Source organism: Streptococcus sp. HMSC072D03 (genome assembly GCF_001812855.1).
GTDB classification, from domain to species: Bacteria; Bacillota; Bacilli; order Lactobacillales; family Streptococcaceae; genus Streptococcus; species Streptococcus salivarius_D.
The window spans coordinates 24,861-43,036 of sequence record NZ_KV810655.1; the positions used below are offsets into that span (position 1 = coordinate 24,861).

Annotated in this window: 18 protein-coding genes and 1 pseudogene; 3 read left to right on the forward strand and 16 right to left on the reverse strand. The window is 40.0% G+C overall.

From position 1 onward, the window contains the following. The 15 genes from HMPREF2877_RS11245 to gdhA all read right to left on the reverse strand — a co-directional run. Positions 1 to 721: LysM peptidoglycan-binding domain-containing protein (locus HMPREF2877_RS11245; protein ID WP_256262927.1), on the reverse strand; the 721-nt coding region annotated here is incomplete at its 3' end. 239 nt (positions 722 to 960) lie between these two features. Further along, entirely contained in the window at positions 961 to 1,176 is a 216-nt protein-coding gene (locus HMPREF2877_RS05520; RefSeq protein WP_002885591.1) for a YozE family protein, read from the reverse strand. 8 nt (positions 1,177 to 1,184) lie between these two features. Next, entirely contained in the window at positions 1,185 to 2,042 is an 858-nt protein-coding gene (cvfB, locus tag HMPREF2877_RS05525) for an RNA-binding virulence regulatory protein CvfB (protein WP_049553785.1), read from the reverse strand. A 90-nt stretch (positions 2,043 to 2,132) separates the two neighbouring features. Continuing rightward, positions 2,133 to 2,690, reverse strand: a complete 558-nt coding sequence (gene frr / locus HMPREF2877_RS05530) for a ribosome recycling factor (protein ID WP_014633971.1) — start codon at positions 2,688 to 2,690, stop codon at positions 2,133 to 2,135. 14 nt (positions 2,691 to 2,704) lie between these two features. After that, a complete protein-coding gene (gene pyrH / locus HMPREF2877_RS05535) occupies positions 2,705 to 3,442 on the reverse strand; it encodes a UMP kinase (protein WP_002885551.1) in 738 nt (245 codons plus the stop codon). A 236-nt stretch (positions 3,443 to 3,678) separates the two neighbouring features. Beyond that, a complete protein-coding gene (locus HMPREF2877_RS05540; protein WP_049553786.1) occupies positions 3,679 to 4,902 on the reverse strand; it encodes a sensor histidine kinase in 1,224 nt (407 codons plus the stop codon). 13 nt (positions 4,903 to 4,915) lie between these two features. After that, on the reverse strand, positions 4,916 to 5,593 hold the full coding sequence (locus tag HMPREF2877_RS05545; RefSeq protein WP_038675394.1) for a response regulator transcription factor: 678 nt from the start codon (positions 5,591 to 5,593) through the stop codon (positions 4,916 to 4,918). A gap of 1 nt (position 5,594) precedes the next feature. Continuing rightward, positions 5,595 to 6,218, reverse strand: a complete 624-nt coding sequence (locus tag HMPREF2877_RS05550) for a GTP pyrophosphokinase (protein WP_049553787.1) — start codon at positions 6,216 to 6,218, stop codon at positions 5,595 to 5,597. A 147-nt stretch (positions 6,219 to 6,365) separates the two neighbouring features. Beyond that, entirely contained in the window at positions 6,366 to 6,989 is a 624-nt protein-coding gene (locus HMPREF2877_RS05555) for a GNAT family N-acetyltransferase (RefSeq protein ID WP_045001906.1), read from the reverse strand. Positions 6,990 to 7,096: 107 nt separating this feature from the next. Next, entirely contained in the window at positions 7,097 to 8,875 is a 1,779-nt protein-coding gene (locus tag HMPREF2877_RS05560) for an ABC transporter ATP-binding protein (protein ID WP_070579042.1), read from the reverse strand. After that, positions 8,865 to 10,679 carry an ABC transporter ATP-binding protein gene (locus HMPREF2877_RS05565; protein WP_070579045.1) on the reverse strand — a complete coding sequence of 605 codons (1,815 nt, stop codon included), beginning with the start codon at positions 10,677 to 10,679 and terminating at the stop codon, positions 8,865 to 8,867. The genes HMPREF2877_RS05560 and HMPREF2877_RS05565 overlap by 11 nt, the downstream gene beginning before the upstream one ends. Before the next feature lie 3 nt (positions 10,680 to 10,682). Beyond that, a complete protein-coding gene (locus tag HMPREF2877_RS05570; protein WP_070579048.1) occupies positions 10,683 to 11,126 on the reverse strand; it encodes a MarR family winged helix-turn-helix transcriptional regulator in 444 nt (147 codons plus the stop codon). Between the two features lie 186 nt (positions 11,127 to 11,312). After that, a complete protein-coding gene (locus HMPREF2877_RS05575) occupies positions 11,313 to 11,723 on the reverse strand; it encodes a peptide deformylase (protein ID WP_014633541.1) in 411 nt (136 codons plus the stop codon). A 157-nt stretch (positions 11,724 to 11,880) separates the two neighbouring features. Then, on the reverse strand, positions 11,881 to 13,128 hold the full coding sequence (locus HMPREF2877_RS05580; RefSeq protein ID WP_256262928.1) for a YfhO family protein: 1,248 nt from the start codon (positions 13,126 to 13,128) through the stop codon (positions 11,881 to 11,883). 574 nt (positions 13,129 to 13,702) lie between these two features. Next, complete coding sequence (gene gdhA, locus HMPREF2877_RS05585) at positions 13,703 to 15,055, reverse strand: NADP-specific glutamate dehydrogenase (protein ID WP_022496250.1); 1,353 nt, start codon at positions 15,053 to 15,055, stop codon at positions 13,703 to 13,705. A 357-nt stretch (positions 15,056 to 15,412) separates the two neighbouring features. Here gdhA and HMPREF2877_RS05590 point away from each other — a divergent pair, with 357 nt between their 5' ends. From HMPREF2877_RS05590 to HMPREF2877_RS05600, 3 genes are all read left to right on the forward strand, one after another. Beyond that, positions 15,413 to 16,519 (forward strand): AAA family ATPase, encoded by a 1,107-nt coding sequence (locus tag HMPREF2877_RS05590; RefSeq protein ID WP_070579054.1) that lies wholly within the window; start codon positions 15,413 to 15,415, stop codon positions 16,517 to 16,519. Between the two features lie 56 nt (positions 16,520 to 16,575). Further along, positions 16,576 to 17,337, forward strand: coding sequence for an NUDIX domain-containing protein (locus tag HMPREF2877_RS05595; protein WP_070579059.1), 762 nt, complete (start codon positions 16,576 to 16,578; stop codon positions 17,335 to 17,337). Between the two features lie 68 nt (positions 17,338 to 17,405). After that, positions 17,406 to 17,909 carry an HdeD family acid-resistance protein gene (locus HMPREF2877_RS05600; protein ID WP_070579062.1) on the forward strand — a complete coding sequence of 168 codons (504 nt, stop codon included), beginning with the start codon at positions 17,406 to 17,408 and terminating at the stop codon, positions 17,907 to 17,909. A gap of 166 nt (positions 17,910 to 18,075) precedes the next feature. Here the strand turns inward: HMPREF2877_RS05600 and HMPREF2877_RS10660 are convergent. Continuing rightward, positions 18,076 to 18,176 (reverse strand): annotated as a pseudogene (locus HMPREF2877_RS10660) (IS200/IS605 family transposase); the annotation flags it as partial.

Below are 18,176 nucleotides of genomic sequence, written 5' to 3' on the forward strand. Positions count from 1 at the left end.
CTGAAGACGCTTCTGATGTTGCTGCTGGTTCTACCGCTGGAGCTTCTTCTTTTACTTCAGGTTGTGCTGGTGTTTCAGCAGCTGGAGTAGTTTCTGCTTCAGGTGTAGCCTCTGCTGACGCAGTGACATGATCAATAGCATCAGCAACTGGTTGTTCAGTTTCTGCGTATGCTGGTGCTTCTGATGCTGATGCGATAGCTTCTGTTACTTCTGAAACAGCTTGAGTTGACTCTTCTGTAGCAGGTGCTTGAGTAGCTGTTGTGCTTACTGTTTCAACTGAAGCTGTCAAGTCCGCTGCAACTACAGATTGACCATTTACAGTCACTTCGTTAGTTGTCAAATTAGCTTCTGCAACCACAGGTGTAGTTGATGTTTCTGAAGCTGGAGTTTCAACTTTAACAGAGACAGCTTGATTATCAGCATTGTATGTTGCTGTCAAGACTGTCCCAGGGTAAATCAAATCAATGTTTGTGATTTGATTGATGTTAGCCAAAACATTCACATCGATACCCATTGCTTCAGCGATACTTCCCAAAGTATCACCGTATTGAACTGTATAAGTTTGTTGGTTATCACTTACAGCGATATCTGCTTTGATTTGATCTACTGAACGTGCCACCCAGTTTGAAGTTTCATCGGCATGTACATGACTTGCAGCAAAAAGTGAAAGTGCTGCGGTCGAGTAAAGAAGTGCCTTTGTTGTTTTAGATTTTGATAACATGTATAATTCATTCCTTTTTTAACAATTTTAACATATACAATAATACCACACTTTTTGTCAAAAGAGGGGTGATTTACTGCACTTTAAAGCAATTACTAACTAGTTGTAACAAGCCTAATTTATTGAAAAAAAGCTGAGATATTTGTAAAAAATTGTAACAATTCATACCAATTCAAATGGTAATTACTTTTTAAAGAAAATGCTAAAAGTCATTATGCTTATCGTAGACTTAGTCGCTATTAATGAGCCAGATAATCTTCCCAAATCTGGTCAAACTGCCCCAAATTAAAGGAAAAACTAGCTTGATCTTCCAAGTAACGACTAACTTCTTCGAAGTCATCAGTATGCTTCGGGAAGGTTGAATCTTCAAAAGCCAAGTCAGCCAAGATTGCTACTGGTTCATTGGACTTTGGATTACGCTGGGCCATCAACCAAGTATAAAAGGATTTTCTCATACTTTCTCCTAACCGATTAACTCTGTTCCAAACTGATCTTGTTTGATTTTTTTAGCCTTCATCAGACCACCTAGGGCTTTCTTAAATTGTCCCTTAGAAATACCGAAGGTTGCCTTGATATCTGCTGGTGATGACTTGTCATTAAGCGTCATAAAGCCACCATTGCTCTCTAAATAAGTCAAAATCATCTGAGCATCATTTTCAAGCATTTCAAAAGAACGTGGTTTAAGCGAAAGATTGAGGGTACGGTCAACTTCTCTGAACCCAATCACACGCGCTTCAAGGACCTGACCTAAGCGTGGCTCCGCATAACGTTCTGATGGATGAATGAAACCAAGCATGTTATTCTCTGGTAGATAAACAAAGGTTCCTGAGAGTTTGAGACGGTAGGCAATGGCTGGCCATTTTTGGTTTTGCATATTATCGTAAGCAGGTCCAGACATACGTTGAAAGACCTCAGGTTCAGCAGGAAGCCCCCAAATACGGTCTTTTTTATCAACATCAAGTTTGATATAGAGCTTATCGCCTTTCTTAGGCCAAAGCTCTTTGAGTTCCGGCAAAACATCAAGAGAGACAACAATCTCCTTATCTGGAATTCCCACATCTACAAAGACACCCAAATCCTTACGGACTTCAGTGACCTCTCCCCAATCATAAGAATTACGAGTTGCTTTGATTTCCTTTTGAGTCAGACGTGATTTTTGCTTGCTATCTGTATAGGCGAAACCTGTCACCATGTCGCCAATGGCATGTTCCCCTTCTTTTTTAGACAAGGCAAAAGTCACACCGTCCTTTTGTGCAAAGTAAAATTTATCATTTTCATCAGTTACTAGGGCAGTAATGATCGTTCCAAGTAATGTATTCATCTTTTTTCCTCTAAAAAGAGAGTCGGACAAGGAAGCTAACATAGTTCATGCTCTTTTGCTTCTGTCCCACTCTCCTTATTTTTCTATTGATTAAACAGTAAGAAGTTCTTTTTCCTTTTCTGCTGTCATGCTGTCAATCTTCTTAACAGCGTCATCAGTTGCTTTTTGGATATCTTTTTCCAAAGATTTCAATTGATCTTCTGTGATTTCTTTGTCTTTTTCTTGCTTCTTAGCTTCATCCATAGCATCACGGCGGATGTTACGGATAGCGATTTTAGCATTTTCACCGACTTTTTTCACTTCTTTAGCCAACTCTTTACGTGTTTCTTCTGTAAGTGCTGGGATAACCAAGCGCACAACAGAACCATCGTTAGCTGGGTTAATACCAAGATCAGATTCGTTGATTGCACGTTCAATATCAGCGATTGAGCCTTTATCAAATGGTGAAATCAAAAGGACACGTGCTTCAGGAACAGTGATTGAAGCCAATTGGTTAAGTGGTGTTGGGGCACCATAGTATTCTACAGTGATACGGTCAAGAAGTGATGCATTGGCACGACCTGCACGGATAGATCCAAATTCACGGGCCAATGACTCGTGTGAGTGGGCGAAACGTTCTTTTGCTTTTTCAATAATTGCGTTTGTCATAAATTCTCTCTTTCTTATTTGTGTGATTCTGCTTTGTTAGATACAGTTGTTCCAATTTGTTCACCAAAGATAACACGTTTGATGTTTCCTGGTTCGTTCATGTTGAAGACAACAAGGTCAATGTCATTATCCATTGAAAGGGTAGAAGCTGTGGCATCCATAATTTTCAAACCACGTTTGATAACTTCCACATGTGTCAACTCGTCAAATTTAACAGCATCAGCGTTTTTACGAGGGTCGTCATTGTAGACACCATCAACGCCGTTTTTAGCCATAAGAATAGCATCAGCTTCGATTTCAGCTGCACGAAGAGCCGCTGTTGTATCTGTTGAGAAGTATGGTGAACCAATACCTGCTGCAAAGATAACAATACGACCTTTTTCAAGGTGACGAAGGGCACGACCACGAATATAAGGCTCTGCCACAGATTTCATATCAATCGCTGTTTGAACACGCGTATCAACACCAAGTTGTTTCAAACTATCTGCCATAACAAGGGCATTCATAGTTGTTCCAAGCATTCCAGTATAGTCCGCTTGAACACGATCCATTCCTGCTTCAGCTGCAGGTTCTCCACGCCAAAGGTTACCACCACCGATAACTAGAGCAATTTGAATACCTGAATCCGCTACCTCAGCAATTTCTTTAGCCATAGCTTGGACAGTTGGAAGATCAATCCCAACACCTCGTTCACCAGCTAGAGCTTCACCTGAAAGCTTAATGAGGACACGTTTGTATTTTGGTTCTGCCATGATTTCTCCCTATTAACTATTTTGTTTTATGATTTGATTCTTAGCTGAGATTTATCTTTCCTAAGTCGTCCATTACCAGCCTTTTAAGGTGGTTAAGGGGTCTCATTCGAGCATCTCCTTTTTATGATTGGGATAGGAAAATGGTTTCTTTTTTGCAAAGGAAACACTAAATCTTCATCCTTACTATTTTATCATAAATTAGGGCTTTCACCTAGTCAAATATTTAAAAAATATCCTTACAAGATAACCGTAAAGGTGATGGTGTCATTTTTATAAGAGGCAAAGATACGACCCTTAAACAATTTGACCATGCTTTGAGCCATGGAGAGGCCAATACCAAAACCTTTGTGTTCCTTGTTATTATGGGATTCTTCAATACGATAAAAACGCTCAAAAAACTTACTATAGTCAACAGCTTTACCATCTTTATAGGTGTTCGATACTTCTAAACGAGCCCGTTTTCGTGTTCTTCCAATCTGACGGAGCCTTACAGTAACTATCCCTTCTGGATCACAATACTTGTTAGCATTATCCACAAGGAGGGTTACAAGTTCAAAGAGAGACTTCTCTTCTGCCTTTACATGAATATCCGGTGTGATGTCCATAACGAAAGATTTACCATCTCGGACAACAGGCCCCTTAAAGTCCTCTGCTGCATCCTCAGTAATATAGGAAAAATCTACATCTTGAAGAACAATATCCGGTTGTTCCTCCAAACGAGATAGGGCTACCAGAGAATTGATTAGGGTGGTCAAACGTGCCACCTGGTCGTTCGTCGACTTGGTCCATTCGTTCTCTCCAGTCATGAGTTCTTGTAGCTCAGTATTAGCAGAAATAATGGCCAATGGTGTCTTTAATTCATGACCAGCATTGGTAATAAAACGTCGCTGTTTTTCGTAGTTTCGAATGAAGGGACGAATGACAATTCCTGATAAGGCACTGACAATGATGACAAAAAAGATAAAGCCAAACATTGATAAAAGGATAGAAAGACTTAACAAGGCTTGGGAAGAATTATAATAAGAGGTCGTGTCCAGAAAGACCACAAGGATCTTATTTTTACTGACTTTACTAACCTGATAACTGAGATTAATATTTTTTTCTCTAATAGTTCCAAGAGTACTCGTCATTCGGCTAGCTGCACGGGCATAATTAGCAGCCTCTTCATCATTTATCAAGGAAGTATGACTGGTATCCTGACTAACCACTTCATCACCAGACAAGGTCACACTGAAAAAACGAAAACTATCGGATGGAATTTCACGTCCTTGATTGGTCTCAATTTTTTTCGTCTTTCCGAAACTACCATTATTTTCTGTGAGTGTGTTGAGAACCTTACTAATTTCCTGCTCCGTCTGAAAGGACCTCACAGTATTGATGATTCCCACCGTAAAGACCAAGATAAAGAGGATAGCCAAGGAAGCAATCGTAATAAATTGAAGTCGTAAACGCCTAAACATGAGCTACTCCTCTCTAATTGGCGAGAAGGCAAAAGTCGCCTCCTTTTTCGCCAAGAATGCTGATGTCGGCCTGGATGGCTTGCAATTTCTGACGCAGATAGGAAATGTAGACCCAGACAATCGACTCGTCTACATCTTCCTCATCCTCCCAGATGGTCTTAAAAAGGTGCTCAGTCGTTAATTTCTTGGCAGGATTAAGCATAAAGTGGGCCATTAACTTGGTCTCTCTGCTTGAAAGTCGAATGGCGTTCCCAGCTACCAACTCCTGCTCTTCTTGGTCCAAACGAACAGAACCAAGAGTCAAAATTTTGGCTGTGAAGCTCTCACTCACACGACGCTCTAATGAGCGCAGACGAGCCAAAAGTTCCTTAAGGGAGATTGGCTTGGTCAAGTAATCGTCTGCCCCAGCATCAAGCCCGGTCACGCGATCATCAATTTCAGCCATAGCTGTCAACATAATGACATGCGTCCTATCCCCAGAGGAGCGAATCTCTTTCAGGGCCTCGATACCTGTTTTAATGGGCATCATAATATCCATAATCATCACTTGATAGGCATTCTGTGCAGCTAGGTCTACTGCCTCTTGCCCATTGAATGCTTGATCCACCTCATAACCTTGATGCTCTAGGGCTGCCTTATAAACTCGAGAAAGAGCCTCTTCATCCTCAGCTAGTAGAATTTTCAAAGCCATTCTAGTCCCCTCCTTCTTGAATTAAGTTACGGATGGTCTGCATGGTCAAATCACATGAAGCTAATTCATCCGCACAACGCTTAAGCTCACGGGTAATCATTTCTGGATTCTTGATGTCATGCTTGTACTTCATCTGATGCTCCAAACTGGCCCAGGAATCCTGAGCAATGGTCCGAAGCTGAACCTCAACAAAATAGGTTCCTCTCTCATTTCCTAAGACATCTGGAAACTCGGTTTCTACTTCCAAAATGAGATGGTAAGAACGATAGCCATTGGGCTTAGCATTTAAAATGTAATCTTTCTCGTTATAGATAGAAACGCTAGGGATAGCCTTGATGACATCGATAGTCTTGTAAATATCATCGACAAAGCCACAAACGATTCGAATTCCAATACTGTCACGGATTTCCTTGAGAGCAGATTGGCTGGTTTCAGGCAAATTCTTCCTACGACACTTTTCACGCATAGAATCGCTTTCTTTGATTCGTGAAATAAAATGTTCATAGAGTTTAAAGCCTGTTTCTTTTTTGCTAGTAATATTAGCCGCAATAATCGGGTCTGTTATTTCTTGTAAAATCTTGGGGAGATACCGAGCATATTCCCCATAAATACTTGGAGTTGACATATAAACCTCCTCTAATAGCGTCTCCTAATTATAGCATAGTTAGGCTTAAAAATAAGGACTGAGCCAGACAAGAAGGACTCTAAAGCTAAGAAAAAAATCCAGCCGAAGCCAGATTCATTTTGCTTATCTAAGTTAAATAGCACAAGGCTATGCATCAAGTGATTTGACAAAAGGCCAGTTACCTAGTTTGTGTGTTTCATAGGTCAAAACCTTATAACCACATTGCTTGTAGCCATTTTTCTCGTAGAAAGGTACATTGTAATCACGATTGGTAATCAAACCAAGACTGTGACCGCCTGTACTACCTACAAAAGGTTCAACCCCCTCAAGCAAGAAACGACTCCCTATCCCTTTTCTTTGATAATCTGGAGTCACCGCCAACATCATCAAGTACCAGTCGTATTCTGCAGAATCTTCCAGATGTCTTTCGGACTCTTCAACAAAGTTAAAATACTTGAACAACTTAGTGATGCTTATAAAACTGAAAAGCTTGGTCGCCCCATTTTGAAGATAATTAAGCATAGAAATCGTCTGATGCTGTAAAATAGCTGCCGCAACAATGCGACCGTCCTTTTCAGCCACCAAACATGAGTCCTGTTTAATCGCCAAACGCACCAACACTTCCTGCAAGGCTAAGACAAATTCCTTATACTGTTCAGGATTCTTTAAATTACTGGCAATCATTGAAAGATAGGGGTAATCTTCAAAGGCATCTGCACATACTTGTGCAACTTCCTGAACTTCGTCTAGTCTTGCTTTGCGATATTGCATCATAATCTCCTAATCTGTCTGTTTTTTTCAGTATAACACAAAACGCATGACTGACAGTCATACGTGCTATAGATTTTTGTAAAATCTTATAATTTTATAAGAAAAGTTTAGGCAACTTCTTCTGTAAATTGACTATTATAAAGATCAGCATAGAAACCATCTGCTGCCATGAGCTCATCATGATTGCCCTGTTCAATAATGTTACCATCTTTCATCACAAGGATAAGGTCAGCATTTCGAATGGTTGATAAGCGGTGGGCAATGACAAAGGAAGTCCGACCTTCCATAAGCTTGTCCATGGCTTTTTGAATCAATTCTTCTGTTCGGGTGTCAACTGATGATGTCGCTTCATCCAAGATAAGAAGAGGGGCGTCCTTAAGAAGCGCACGCGCAATGGTCAAGAGCTGTTTCTGACCAACTGATAAGGTCACAGAATCATCCAAATAAGTATCATACCCCTTTGGAAGTGTGGTGATGAAGTGGTGAACACCGACAGCCTTAGCTGCAGCAATAACTTGCTCATCAGAAATATTCTCTTGGTTGTAAATCAAATTATCACGAATAGTACCTTCAAAGAGCCAAGTGTCTTGAAGCACCATAGAGAATTGATCATGAACGGTTTCACGTTTCATGTCATTAGTATCCACACCGTCAATGGTAATACGACCTTGGTCGATGTTATAGAACTTCATAAGCAGGTTAACAATAGTCGTCTTACCAGCACCTGTTGGACCAACGATCGCAATCTTTTGACCTGGCTTAGCAAGGGCTGAAAAGTCATGAATAATAGTCTTTTCAGGAGTATAACCAAAGGAAACATGATCAAAGACTACTTGACCTTTAGTATCTGTCAACTCAGCTGTCTTAGCTGACTCGTCGTCCATATCTTTTTCTTCCAAAAATTCAAAGATACGACCAATGGCTGCAGTAGCTGATTGGAGTTGTGTAATCCCTTGTGCAATTTGAGAAAGAGGTTGGGAGAAGATACGAACATAGGTCATGAAGGCTACCACATCACCAATCGTCAAGCTACCATCAATAACTTTGATGGCACCCACAAGACAGACCATAACATAACCAAAGTTCCCAATGAAAATCATAAGTGGCATCATAATACCTGAGATAAACTGTGATTGCCACATCGATTTATAGAGTTTATCATTAAGTCCCTTGAAAGCTTGACTGCTTTCTTGAGCAGCATTGTAACTCGTTACGACTGCTTGACCCGTGTAGATTTCTTCAATATAACCATTAATATTAGCCAAATTTTCTTGTTGGCGTTTGAAAAGGGGTTGCGAGAAGCCCATGATGAAGGCTACCAGAACAAAACCTATCAAGACAGAACCAATCGCAGTGAAAGCCATAGTGACATTTGAGTAGAACATCATAATAAGGGCTGCCACCAAGAGAACACTTGAAGTAATCAAGGTACCTAAACCTTGACTAAGCGATTGTCCCAAAAGGTCAACGTCATTGGTCACACGAGAGAGGGTATCCCCTTGAGAGTGACTATCAAAATAATTAAGAGGAACACTATTGATTTTCTTTTGGATAGCTGTACGGAAACGTTGTGAAAAGCGTTGTGTAACTGTCGCAACCGTAAAGCTTTGTAAGTAACCAACAATCGCTGAAATGGCATAGAGAACAGCCAAGGTCATAGCAATACTTGCTACCTTGTCCAAATCAATACCTGGAATTGTCCCCATTTTAGTAGGTGTAATCCCTTCAGTAATAGTATTGGTAATTTCTTTAAGCTTATCTGGTCCAATAACTGTAATGACCGCTGAAATAATTGCTCCAAAAATCGCAAGGACAAACGGAATTTGGAAACCTTTAATATAGGGTTTTAAGCGTTTATAGGATGATGTTTTTGGCTTATTTTCCATTTTCTAACTCCTCCTTAGACAATTGTGAATAGGCAATTTCTTGGTAAACCTCATTATTTGCCAAGAGTTCCTTGTGAGTCCCTTGACCAACGACCTTACCTTGGTCAAGTACCAAGATTTGGTCCGCATCCATAATAGTAGAGATACGTTGGGCAACAATCAACTTGGTCATATCTTGTGTTTTTTCAGCCAATTCTTGACGTAACTTACGATCGGTCTTATAGTCCAAGGCTGAGAAGGAATCATCGAAAATCAAGATTTCAGGCTTACGTGCCAAGGCACGCGCAATAGCCAAACGTTGCTTCTGTCCACCTGAGAAGTTAGACCCAGCTTGGGCAACTTCTGCTTTAAGTTGACCTTCTTTATTTTCAACAAAGTCTTTTCCTTGAGCCAATTCGAGAGCTTCCCAAATCTTAGCATCATCAAGAGGACTGTTATTGCTCGTTCCCATCGTCATATTTGACGTGATATCACCTGAGAAAAGCACTGCCTTCTGTGGAATATAACCGACTATATTGTGCAAGGTTTCGTGGTCATAATGTCGCACATCGACACCGTCAACCTTGATTGTTCCTTGCGTGGCATCATAAAAACGTGGGATAAGGTTGACAAGCGTTGATTTACCAGATCCAGTCGAACCAATAAAGGCCACCGTGTCACCTTTTTTAGCTTTGAAGCTAACATGCTCCAAAACAGGCTCTGAAGTTTCAGAATAACGGAAGGAAACATCATCAAATTCGACAGTACCCACTTCTTTAGGCTTTTCAGAACTATTTTCAGGATAAGAGACTGAAGATTGCGTATCTAGAACTTCATTGATACGACCAGCTGCTACAACTGCACGTGGAAGAAGGAAGAAAACAATAATCATCATCATGAATCCCATAACAACCTGCATGGCATACGATGAATAAACCACCATGTCTGAGAAGAGATGGACCTTATTTTCCATAGCACCAGCAATCTTAGTTGGATCTGTTGGAATCTTAACATCTTCAATCAAATGTGCACCAATCCAATAAATAGCCAGTGTCAAACCACTTGATACAGCAGTCATTACCGGTGTCAGTAAGGCAAAAGAACGACCAATAAAGAGATTGTTTTGGGTCAAATCAGTATTGGCCTTTTCAAATTTATCCTCTTGATAACTTTCAGCGTTATAGGCACGCACCACACGAATTCCTGTAAGAGATTCACGCGTTACGCTATTCAGTTTATCGGTCAGAGTTTGAATCAAGCGTTGCTTAGGCATAACCATGATCAAGAGGAAGAGCATGAGAATGGCAATCACTGCCACAGCGACAAGCAAGGCAAGGAGCCAATTTCCATTTTTATCGGCAATCTTTGTAATCGCCCAAATGGCCATGATAGGCCCCTGTGTAATAACCTGTAACCCCATGGTAAGTACCATCTGCAATTGGGTAATATCATTTGTCGTACGGGTCAAAAGACTAGGAATTGAGAATTTCTTGATCTCTGCATCCGAAAAATCTAGAACCTGATGGAAGATATCATCACGAAGACGGGTGGTAAAACTTGCCGCTGTTCTGGCAGCTAAGAAACCAACAACTACAGAGGCCATAAAGCCTGCAAACGACATTAAAAGCATTCGCATCCCTGGGGCATCTGTATTCCAGGCAAAAATATCCGACGCCTTAGTTCCCTTAGTTGATAAGAGTGTCGTAATATCCGACATATAGTCTGGAATTTTCAAGTTTAGATAGACGTTCAAGCAAACAAAAATCAACGCTAAGACAATCATGATTAACTCTTTTGTCGTCAAACGTTTAAAAATTTTAAACATAAGTTACTCCTTATTTTTTTCTAAATTCTTACGAATTTGGTGAAAAACACGAAAGGCTGTTTCAGCATCTTCTTTGGAAATACCTTCTAACAGCTGTTCATGGATGGCCTCTCGAAAATGTTTGACATCTCGAGCTTTCTTTTTACCTAAGTCTGTCAGATGAACATACTTGTAGCGTTTATCCTTGTCCGATGTCACCAACTCAACAAAACCATTTTTTTCCATTCGTTTGACCAAATTACTAGCCACTGATTTAGAAATACATAGTCTTTTTTCAATGTCTTTGATAAAGATTTCTTTATCTTGATTGTCAGACAAATACTTGACAGCAAATCCTTGAGGGCCAGCTAAATGCTCAACCCCATGGACCTTTCCTAACTCTTGCACGCGAGATTCCATAGTATTGATGAATTCTCTGAATTCACTAAAAGGATCTTTTCCATGCATCGCAAGTTCCTCCTTAAATAATTCTCATGGAAACTATTTTAGTTCCTATGAGAACTAATATCAAGAAAAAAGTTCTTATGAGAACTAAAAAAGAGTGAGAAAGAAAATTGCTTTCCACTCTCACTCCTGTAACTATGATTATTAAGGCTTTGAACTCAAAAACCTAGCCCACTTGGGCTAGGCTATCTAAATAATAATCCCCTCCAGATGATCCAATTCATGTTGAATAATTTGGGCTGGCATGCCAGAAAAACTTAACTGTTTAGGCATCCATTGTTCATCTAAATAAGCAACCTCAATCGACTCATAACGTTTTGTTGGACGACTTCCCTCTAATGACAAACAAGACTCCTCTGTTTGAAAAGGTGAGGACTTGCTGACTAAAACAGGATTAAACATAACTAGATTAACAAAACCGATATTGACGATAATAACACGCTTTTTAACGCCAATCATATTGGCAGCCATACCCACACAGGCATCCTTATGAAACTCCAGTGTATCACGTAAATCTTTAGCCAAATAGAGGTCTTCTTTAGTCGCTTCTGTCGATTTTTGTCCAAGGAAAAAGACATCCTTTACGATAGTTTTTATCATCTATTTACTCCCTTTTCTTATCTAAACTATGAAATCATATCTCCTTCTTTTATCAGAGACGAAGGTTTTCAATTTCATATTAATCACCTTGACCTATTATATCAAAAGGCCTACCCTCTAGTAAAACAGACAAAAAAAGAAACCCGTAGGCTTCTTTTTAGTCATCTTTCTTCACTCTATACAAATAACCAATAAACGCCAAAAGACTAATAGTTGAAACACCCATTGCCAATTTGGCAACTGGGGTATAGCTATAGGTCAAAACGACACCATGCTTACCTGGTGGTAGGACTAGATTAGTTGGATTCTTTTCCTTAGCTAAGTAAGTAGTTACTCGCTTCCCATCAATTCTCGCTTCTTGTCCTTTGTAGTAGAAAACTGGTAGCGACAAGATCTTAGCTTCTTTTGACTCGTTGTTTACTGTAAGTGCTAGCTCATTTGGAGAACGGTTGATGGTTGACTTAATTTCCTGATTATCCAAGAAAAGATGTTTGTCAAAGACAAAGCCAAAGGGCACTTCTTTATTGGTGTAATCGCCATTTATATTTTTATAAGTTCCCTTAGCTAGCATTTCTCTCGTGACCTTTGTATTGCTTGGCAATATATTCTTGGCTTTAGTCATCTTACCTTGGACAGTAACAATCTGAAACATATTCAGACAAAGACCAAACAAGATAAGTATCGTCGTTACCTTCATAGACATATTTTCCAAGATATTAGCCAAAGCTAAGCTAAAGAAAATCAAGGCAAAACTCCATAATCTCCAAGGAAATTGTAGATTGGACACTGGACTCTCCTGTAATAACTGCCAAGGAAAATTATTCAAAGTTAAAAAAGCCAAAACAAGAGAAATAAAAAGGTAAATTCTAGCTTCCTTATCCTTCACAAAACGCTTAGCAAAGATTAGGCTTAGCACTAGACCCAGGAGATAGAGAAGATTAACTGATGGAGTCCTTAAATCACTTTTTAGAATCAACTCCCAGTTGTCTGCCAGACTTAAGGCAGCTTTTGATAGGAGTGGTTTAAAAGTCGTTCGTAGATTGACATACTTGAATTGCTCTATCATAGGAACAAAGAAAGCTAGAGACATACTAAGAGTGACAAGAGTGGCCTTAAGAAATCCTAGAATACGTTCTTTTTTATTATCCCAAATCCCAAAACTAGCTACCACTGCTATGAAAATCATAAGAGAAGCCAAAAGGACAGATAAGACATGGGAATAGACTAAACCAAGCATGCCAAGAGTCAAAACCCACCATTTCTTATAATCTCCAAATGTTATCAAACGAACGCCAACGAAAACTAGAGGTAAAAAAATCATAGCCAGCGTTTCGCCAACAGCTGCCCGGTAATAAGAATTGTGCAAGAAATAACCCGAAAAGAGATAAAAGGTAACAAATATCATCACCTGTTTATCAGAATAGTTCAATAAACGTAATCCGTAAAAACTAAGCAAACAAGTTACAAAGCGAACAAGAAATTGAAAACTCATCCAGGCTACAAAGACTGACTGAGTCAGCTTATAGATTATGAAAATAGGATAATAGGTTAACCAGGGATAAAAGGTATTGATTAATTGTCCGGACCCTCCGTTAGTTGTAAAATTGATAGGACTCTTCCAGACAGTATCCAAGGATAACAGTCGGTTAATGTGAAAGACAATATCATCACCATAAAGCTTGTCCCTAAAAAAGAACATAGGCAGTATCGACACTATGCTGATCAAGAAACTTATTAGAATGACTGTCTGATTAGTATACTTCTTTTCTTTTGCCCCACAGGGATCCTTTCCAAGACTCACGATTATTCCTCTCATATTCTAATTCATAAAAATCTACTCTAGAAAAAGATTTCTTACTAGCTCATTATACCAAAAAAGGAGAAATCTCCTCTTCCTCCTAAGTCTGTCTAAACAAAAAAAGAAACCCGCAGGCTTCTTTTCTTATTTTATCGAGAGGCTATTGGTAATAGACTATCAATTAAACGATACCTTGTGCTGACATAGCATCTGCAACTTTAAGGAATCCAGCGATGTTGGCACCTACAACAAGGTTACCTTCATGACCAAATTCTTTAGCAGCTGCTGCAGCATTTTCGTAGATACCTTTCATGATATCGTAGAGTTTAGCATCAACTTCTTCGAATGTCCATTGTGTACGTTGGCTATTTTGTGCCATTTCAAGAGCTGATACAGCAACACCACCAGCGTTAGCAGCTTTGGCAGGACCAAATGATACACCAGCTTTAAGGAAGACATCAATAGCTCCCAAAGTTGAAGGCATGTTAGCACCTTCTGAAACAGCCAATACACCATTTGCTACAAGTGTTTCTGCATCTGTTTCATCCAATTCATTTTGAGTTGCACATGGGAATGCCAAGTCAGCTTTAACTGACCAAACTGTCTTTTCACCACCAGCAGGTGTGAAGGTTGCATTTGGACGAGCTTCTGCATATTTAACGATACGTTCACGTTTAACTTCTTTGATTTCTTTCAACAAGTCAACGTCGATTCCGTCTGGATCATAAACAAAACCAGATGAGTCAGAACATGTTACCGCTTTAGCACCAAGGCTTTGCAATTTTTCAATAGCGTAGATGGCAACGTTACCGGCACCTGAAACAACTGCTGTTTTACCGTTAAAGTTTTCACCACGTGCATTAAGCATTTGTTCTGCAAAGTAAACAGCACCGTAACCAGTTGCTTCTGTACGAGCAAGTGATCCACCCCAGTTCAAACCTTTACCAGTAAGAACACCTGTGTACTCGTTACGAAGACGTTTGTATTGGCCGTAGAGGTAACCAATTTCACGTCCACCAACACCGATATCACCTGCAGGTACGTCTGTATCTGCACCAATGTGTTTGCTCAATTCAGTCATGAAGCTTTGGCAGAAACGCATGATTTCGTTATCTGATTTACCTTTAGGATCGAAGTTTGATCCACCTTTACCACCACCGATTGGTTGACCAGTCAATGAGTTTTTAAAGATTTGTTCGAAACCAAGGAATTTGATGATTGATTGGTTTACTGATGGGTGGAAACGAAGACCACCTTTGTAAGGACCAATAGCTGATGAGAATTGTACACGGAAACCACGGTTTACTTGTACTTGTCCTTTATCGTCAACCCATGGCACACGGAATGAAACGATACGTTCTGGTTCAACCAAACGTTCCAAAAGGTTTTCTTCAATATATTTAGGATATTTATCGAAGACAGGAACAAGTGAATCGAAAACTTCTTCAACTGCTTGAAGGAACTCAGCCTCATGGCCATTTTGAGCTTTCACTTTTTCAAAAACGCTAGCAACGTACTCTTTACCTGTTGTCATATCAATGTTTCCTTTCAAATAATTACCTTAGTAATTTAATTACATGAATAGTATAAATTTTCAGAATCTTCTTGTCAAGTATTTTCTGCTATTTTTTTGATTTTTATGTTAGGTTTTATGACATAGCAAGTGACCTCTCTTTTTTTAGTTAATCCTAAAATGTTATCAATTCAACAATGTAAGCGGATTCTATTTTTCTGGTTTTTCTCCAAAATTTTTTAAACTTTTTTTGAACTTTAAGGCTAAAATGGGTTAAAAATAATTTAGTAATTTTACTATTTTTACATTTACAAAGATTTCCAACTATGTTATCATGAATTTAGTAATTTTACTAAATCTCAAAAAGGATCATTTTTTATGAAAAGAAAACAATTATCAGGAAAGCGCATCGGCATTGTTTTTGGAACTTTCGCTCCAATGCACGTTGGGCACGTTGACCTCATTACCAAGGCAAAACGTGCTAATGACAATGTGCTCGTCATCGTAAGTGGCAGCAACACACAAGAAGATCGTGGGACACGCGCAGGCCTATCACTCAATCGACGTTTCCGTTATGTTCGAGAAGTGTTCTATGATGATGAATTAGTCGTTGTGGATAAACTAGACGAAGCTGGGATCCCAGCCTATCCTGAAGGCTGGGTGCCTTGGGTTAATCGTGTCAAAGAGCTTATCGCTAAGAATACGGATGATCCTGAAATGATTACCTTCTATGTTGGAGAGCCAGAGTATGTGACTGAGCTCAATTACTATTACCCTCAAGCTCAGGTAGAACTCATCGAACGTTCTATTATCAATATCTCTGCTACTGAGATTCGAGACAATCCGATGGAAAATTGGCGTTTTATCACCAAGCCTTTCCGTCGTCACTTTACGCGCAAGGTCCTTGTTGTGGGCTCTGCTAGCGGTGGAAAGACTACTCTTGTTAAGGATTTGGCTCGCACTTACAATGCTCCCTGCTCTCTGGAATATGCTAGGGAATATCAAGAAAAGTATAATGTACGAGATGACGAGTTAGATACCAACGACTATATTCACCTCCTAACAGATCAATATGCCCAGACCTCTGATATCATTGACAAAGGGCAACACTCAGGACTTATCTTTGCGGACACCAATTCAACAGTCACTAAGGTCTATATTGACTACTATTTGAAAGAAAATATCTCCCAAGAAGAGTTCGACATGTTGGATCGCCTCTATCAGGTAACCCAGGCCCGTGAAAAGTGGGATTTGATTTTTGTGATCCTGCCAAAATCAAACTATGTAGATGATGGTTTCCGTGACATGACTATGGCTGATAATCAAACACGTGACTGGTTTACCCAGCACCTCTTAGACCTCCTATCACCATTCAAGGATAAAATCGTTATTTTAGGGGAAAATAGTAATAGCGACAGCTTCTTTGCGGACAACTACCACAATGCTAAAAAAGCAATCAAGGAGCGTTTACACATAGAGATTTAGAAGACTGATGTAAAGCAATCATCATTTGAACTTACAATAAATAAAGGAGGAAACCTATGACTAAAACCTTCGAAAACTCTGGTAGTGAAAAGGAATTTTTGGACATCTATCGCCAAGAAGAAATGGATAAGTACGTTAAACCCTCAGTGACCGTTGACTCGGTCATCTTCCGCTATTATGAAGGAAGAGTCCAAACCTTACTTATCAAGCGAAAAAACCATCCCTTCATGGGGAAATACGCCCTCAGTGGGGGCTTCGTTCAGGAGCAAGAAGATCTCAATCTAGCTGTCTGTCGCGAAGTACAAGAGGAAACATCCGTTAAACTCAACCCTGACCACATTGAGCAACTCATTACAGTGGGAACACCTTATCGGGATCCTCGAATGTGGACCATTACAGTGGCTTATCTCTGCTTTATGGCCTTTAATGACATTCAAGTGGAAAAGGCTGCCGACGATGCAGCGTCTACGCATTGGTTAGACATCACCATGGTAGACGGTCAACTGCAACTTGTTGATGGCGAAAAACAACTGTCACATGATGACCTCGCCTTTGACCACTGGGAAATTCTCTTAACGGCTATGGAACGTATCAAGGGACGACTCGAATACTATCCAACTATCCTTTCCATTATGCCCGAGGAAAACACCTTGACCACCTACCGTCAACTTTTTGGTACCTTTAATGAAGACTACCTCAAGATGGATTCCACAAATTTCTTGCGCCGCTTTAAACACCTCTTCCAAAAAACCGGTCGTCAGGTAGCTACGAGAACCAGAAAGGCTGCCACCTACACTTATCACATCAAGCCACTCTAAATTAGGTCTTTGTTTGACAATTTGATACTTACATAGTAGTATTAAGAAAAATTAATAAGAGGTATCCTATGAAAAGTTTTACATTGATTAGTGGAATTCTCATTACACTCTTGGGTGTCTTTTTCTTCGCTAATCCTACAAACCTTCTTGCCATCGTTGGTTGGCTGTTTGCCCTGGTGATGCTCATATCTGGTGTTTCAAGTCTCATGGTTTATTTTAAACGAGATAACGAAAACCGCTCCTTCTTCCAACTGCTTCAGAGTATCATTTCCATTGTTTTTGGGATTATTTTGCTATCAACATCAGCCTGGGTGCTCTCAGGTGTAGCTGTAACCATTATCGCTTGGTGGCTTCTTGTCTCAGCCTTTACACAAGGTTTTCAAGCTTACCGCCAACGTCAATTCGGCTTCTCAGGACAACCTGCCCTGTCAATCGCCTTGATTTGTCTGGTATTTGGGCTCTTGCTCTTTAGTGCTCCGTTTTTCTCAGCCTTTCTTATTGGGCGCTTGGTAGCTTCCTTAATTATCTTTACAGGTGTTTCAGTCCTCTCCTTTTCATTCCGCTTGTGGTAGAAAGAAACCAGACACTACATAAACATAGTCAAAACCACCCGTGAGAACGGGTGGCTTGCTCTTCGGCTGAAAGCCTCTGCTACCGGCCGAGGCCTAAAGGCCTACCGAATGGTTTCCCTTCAGCACCACCTTTGCTAGCTGACCCGAATAGCGGGTCTCTTTAAGATTACTTTCTTTTATTATTCTCACCTGTAAACGGATCATACTCCTCAAACAGACTAAGCTGATCTGCTACCACGTCTTCTTGTAATTGATTACGAATATATT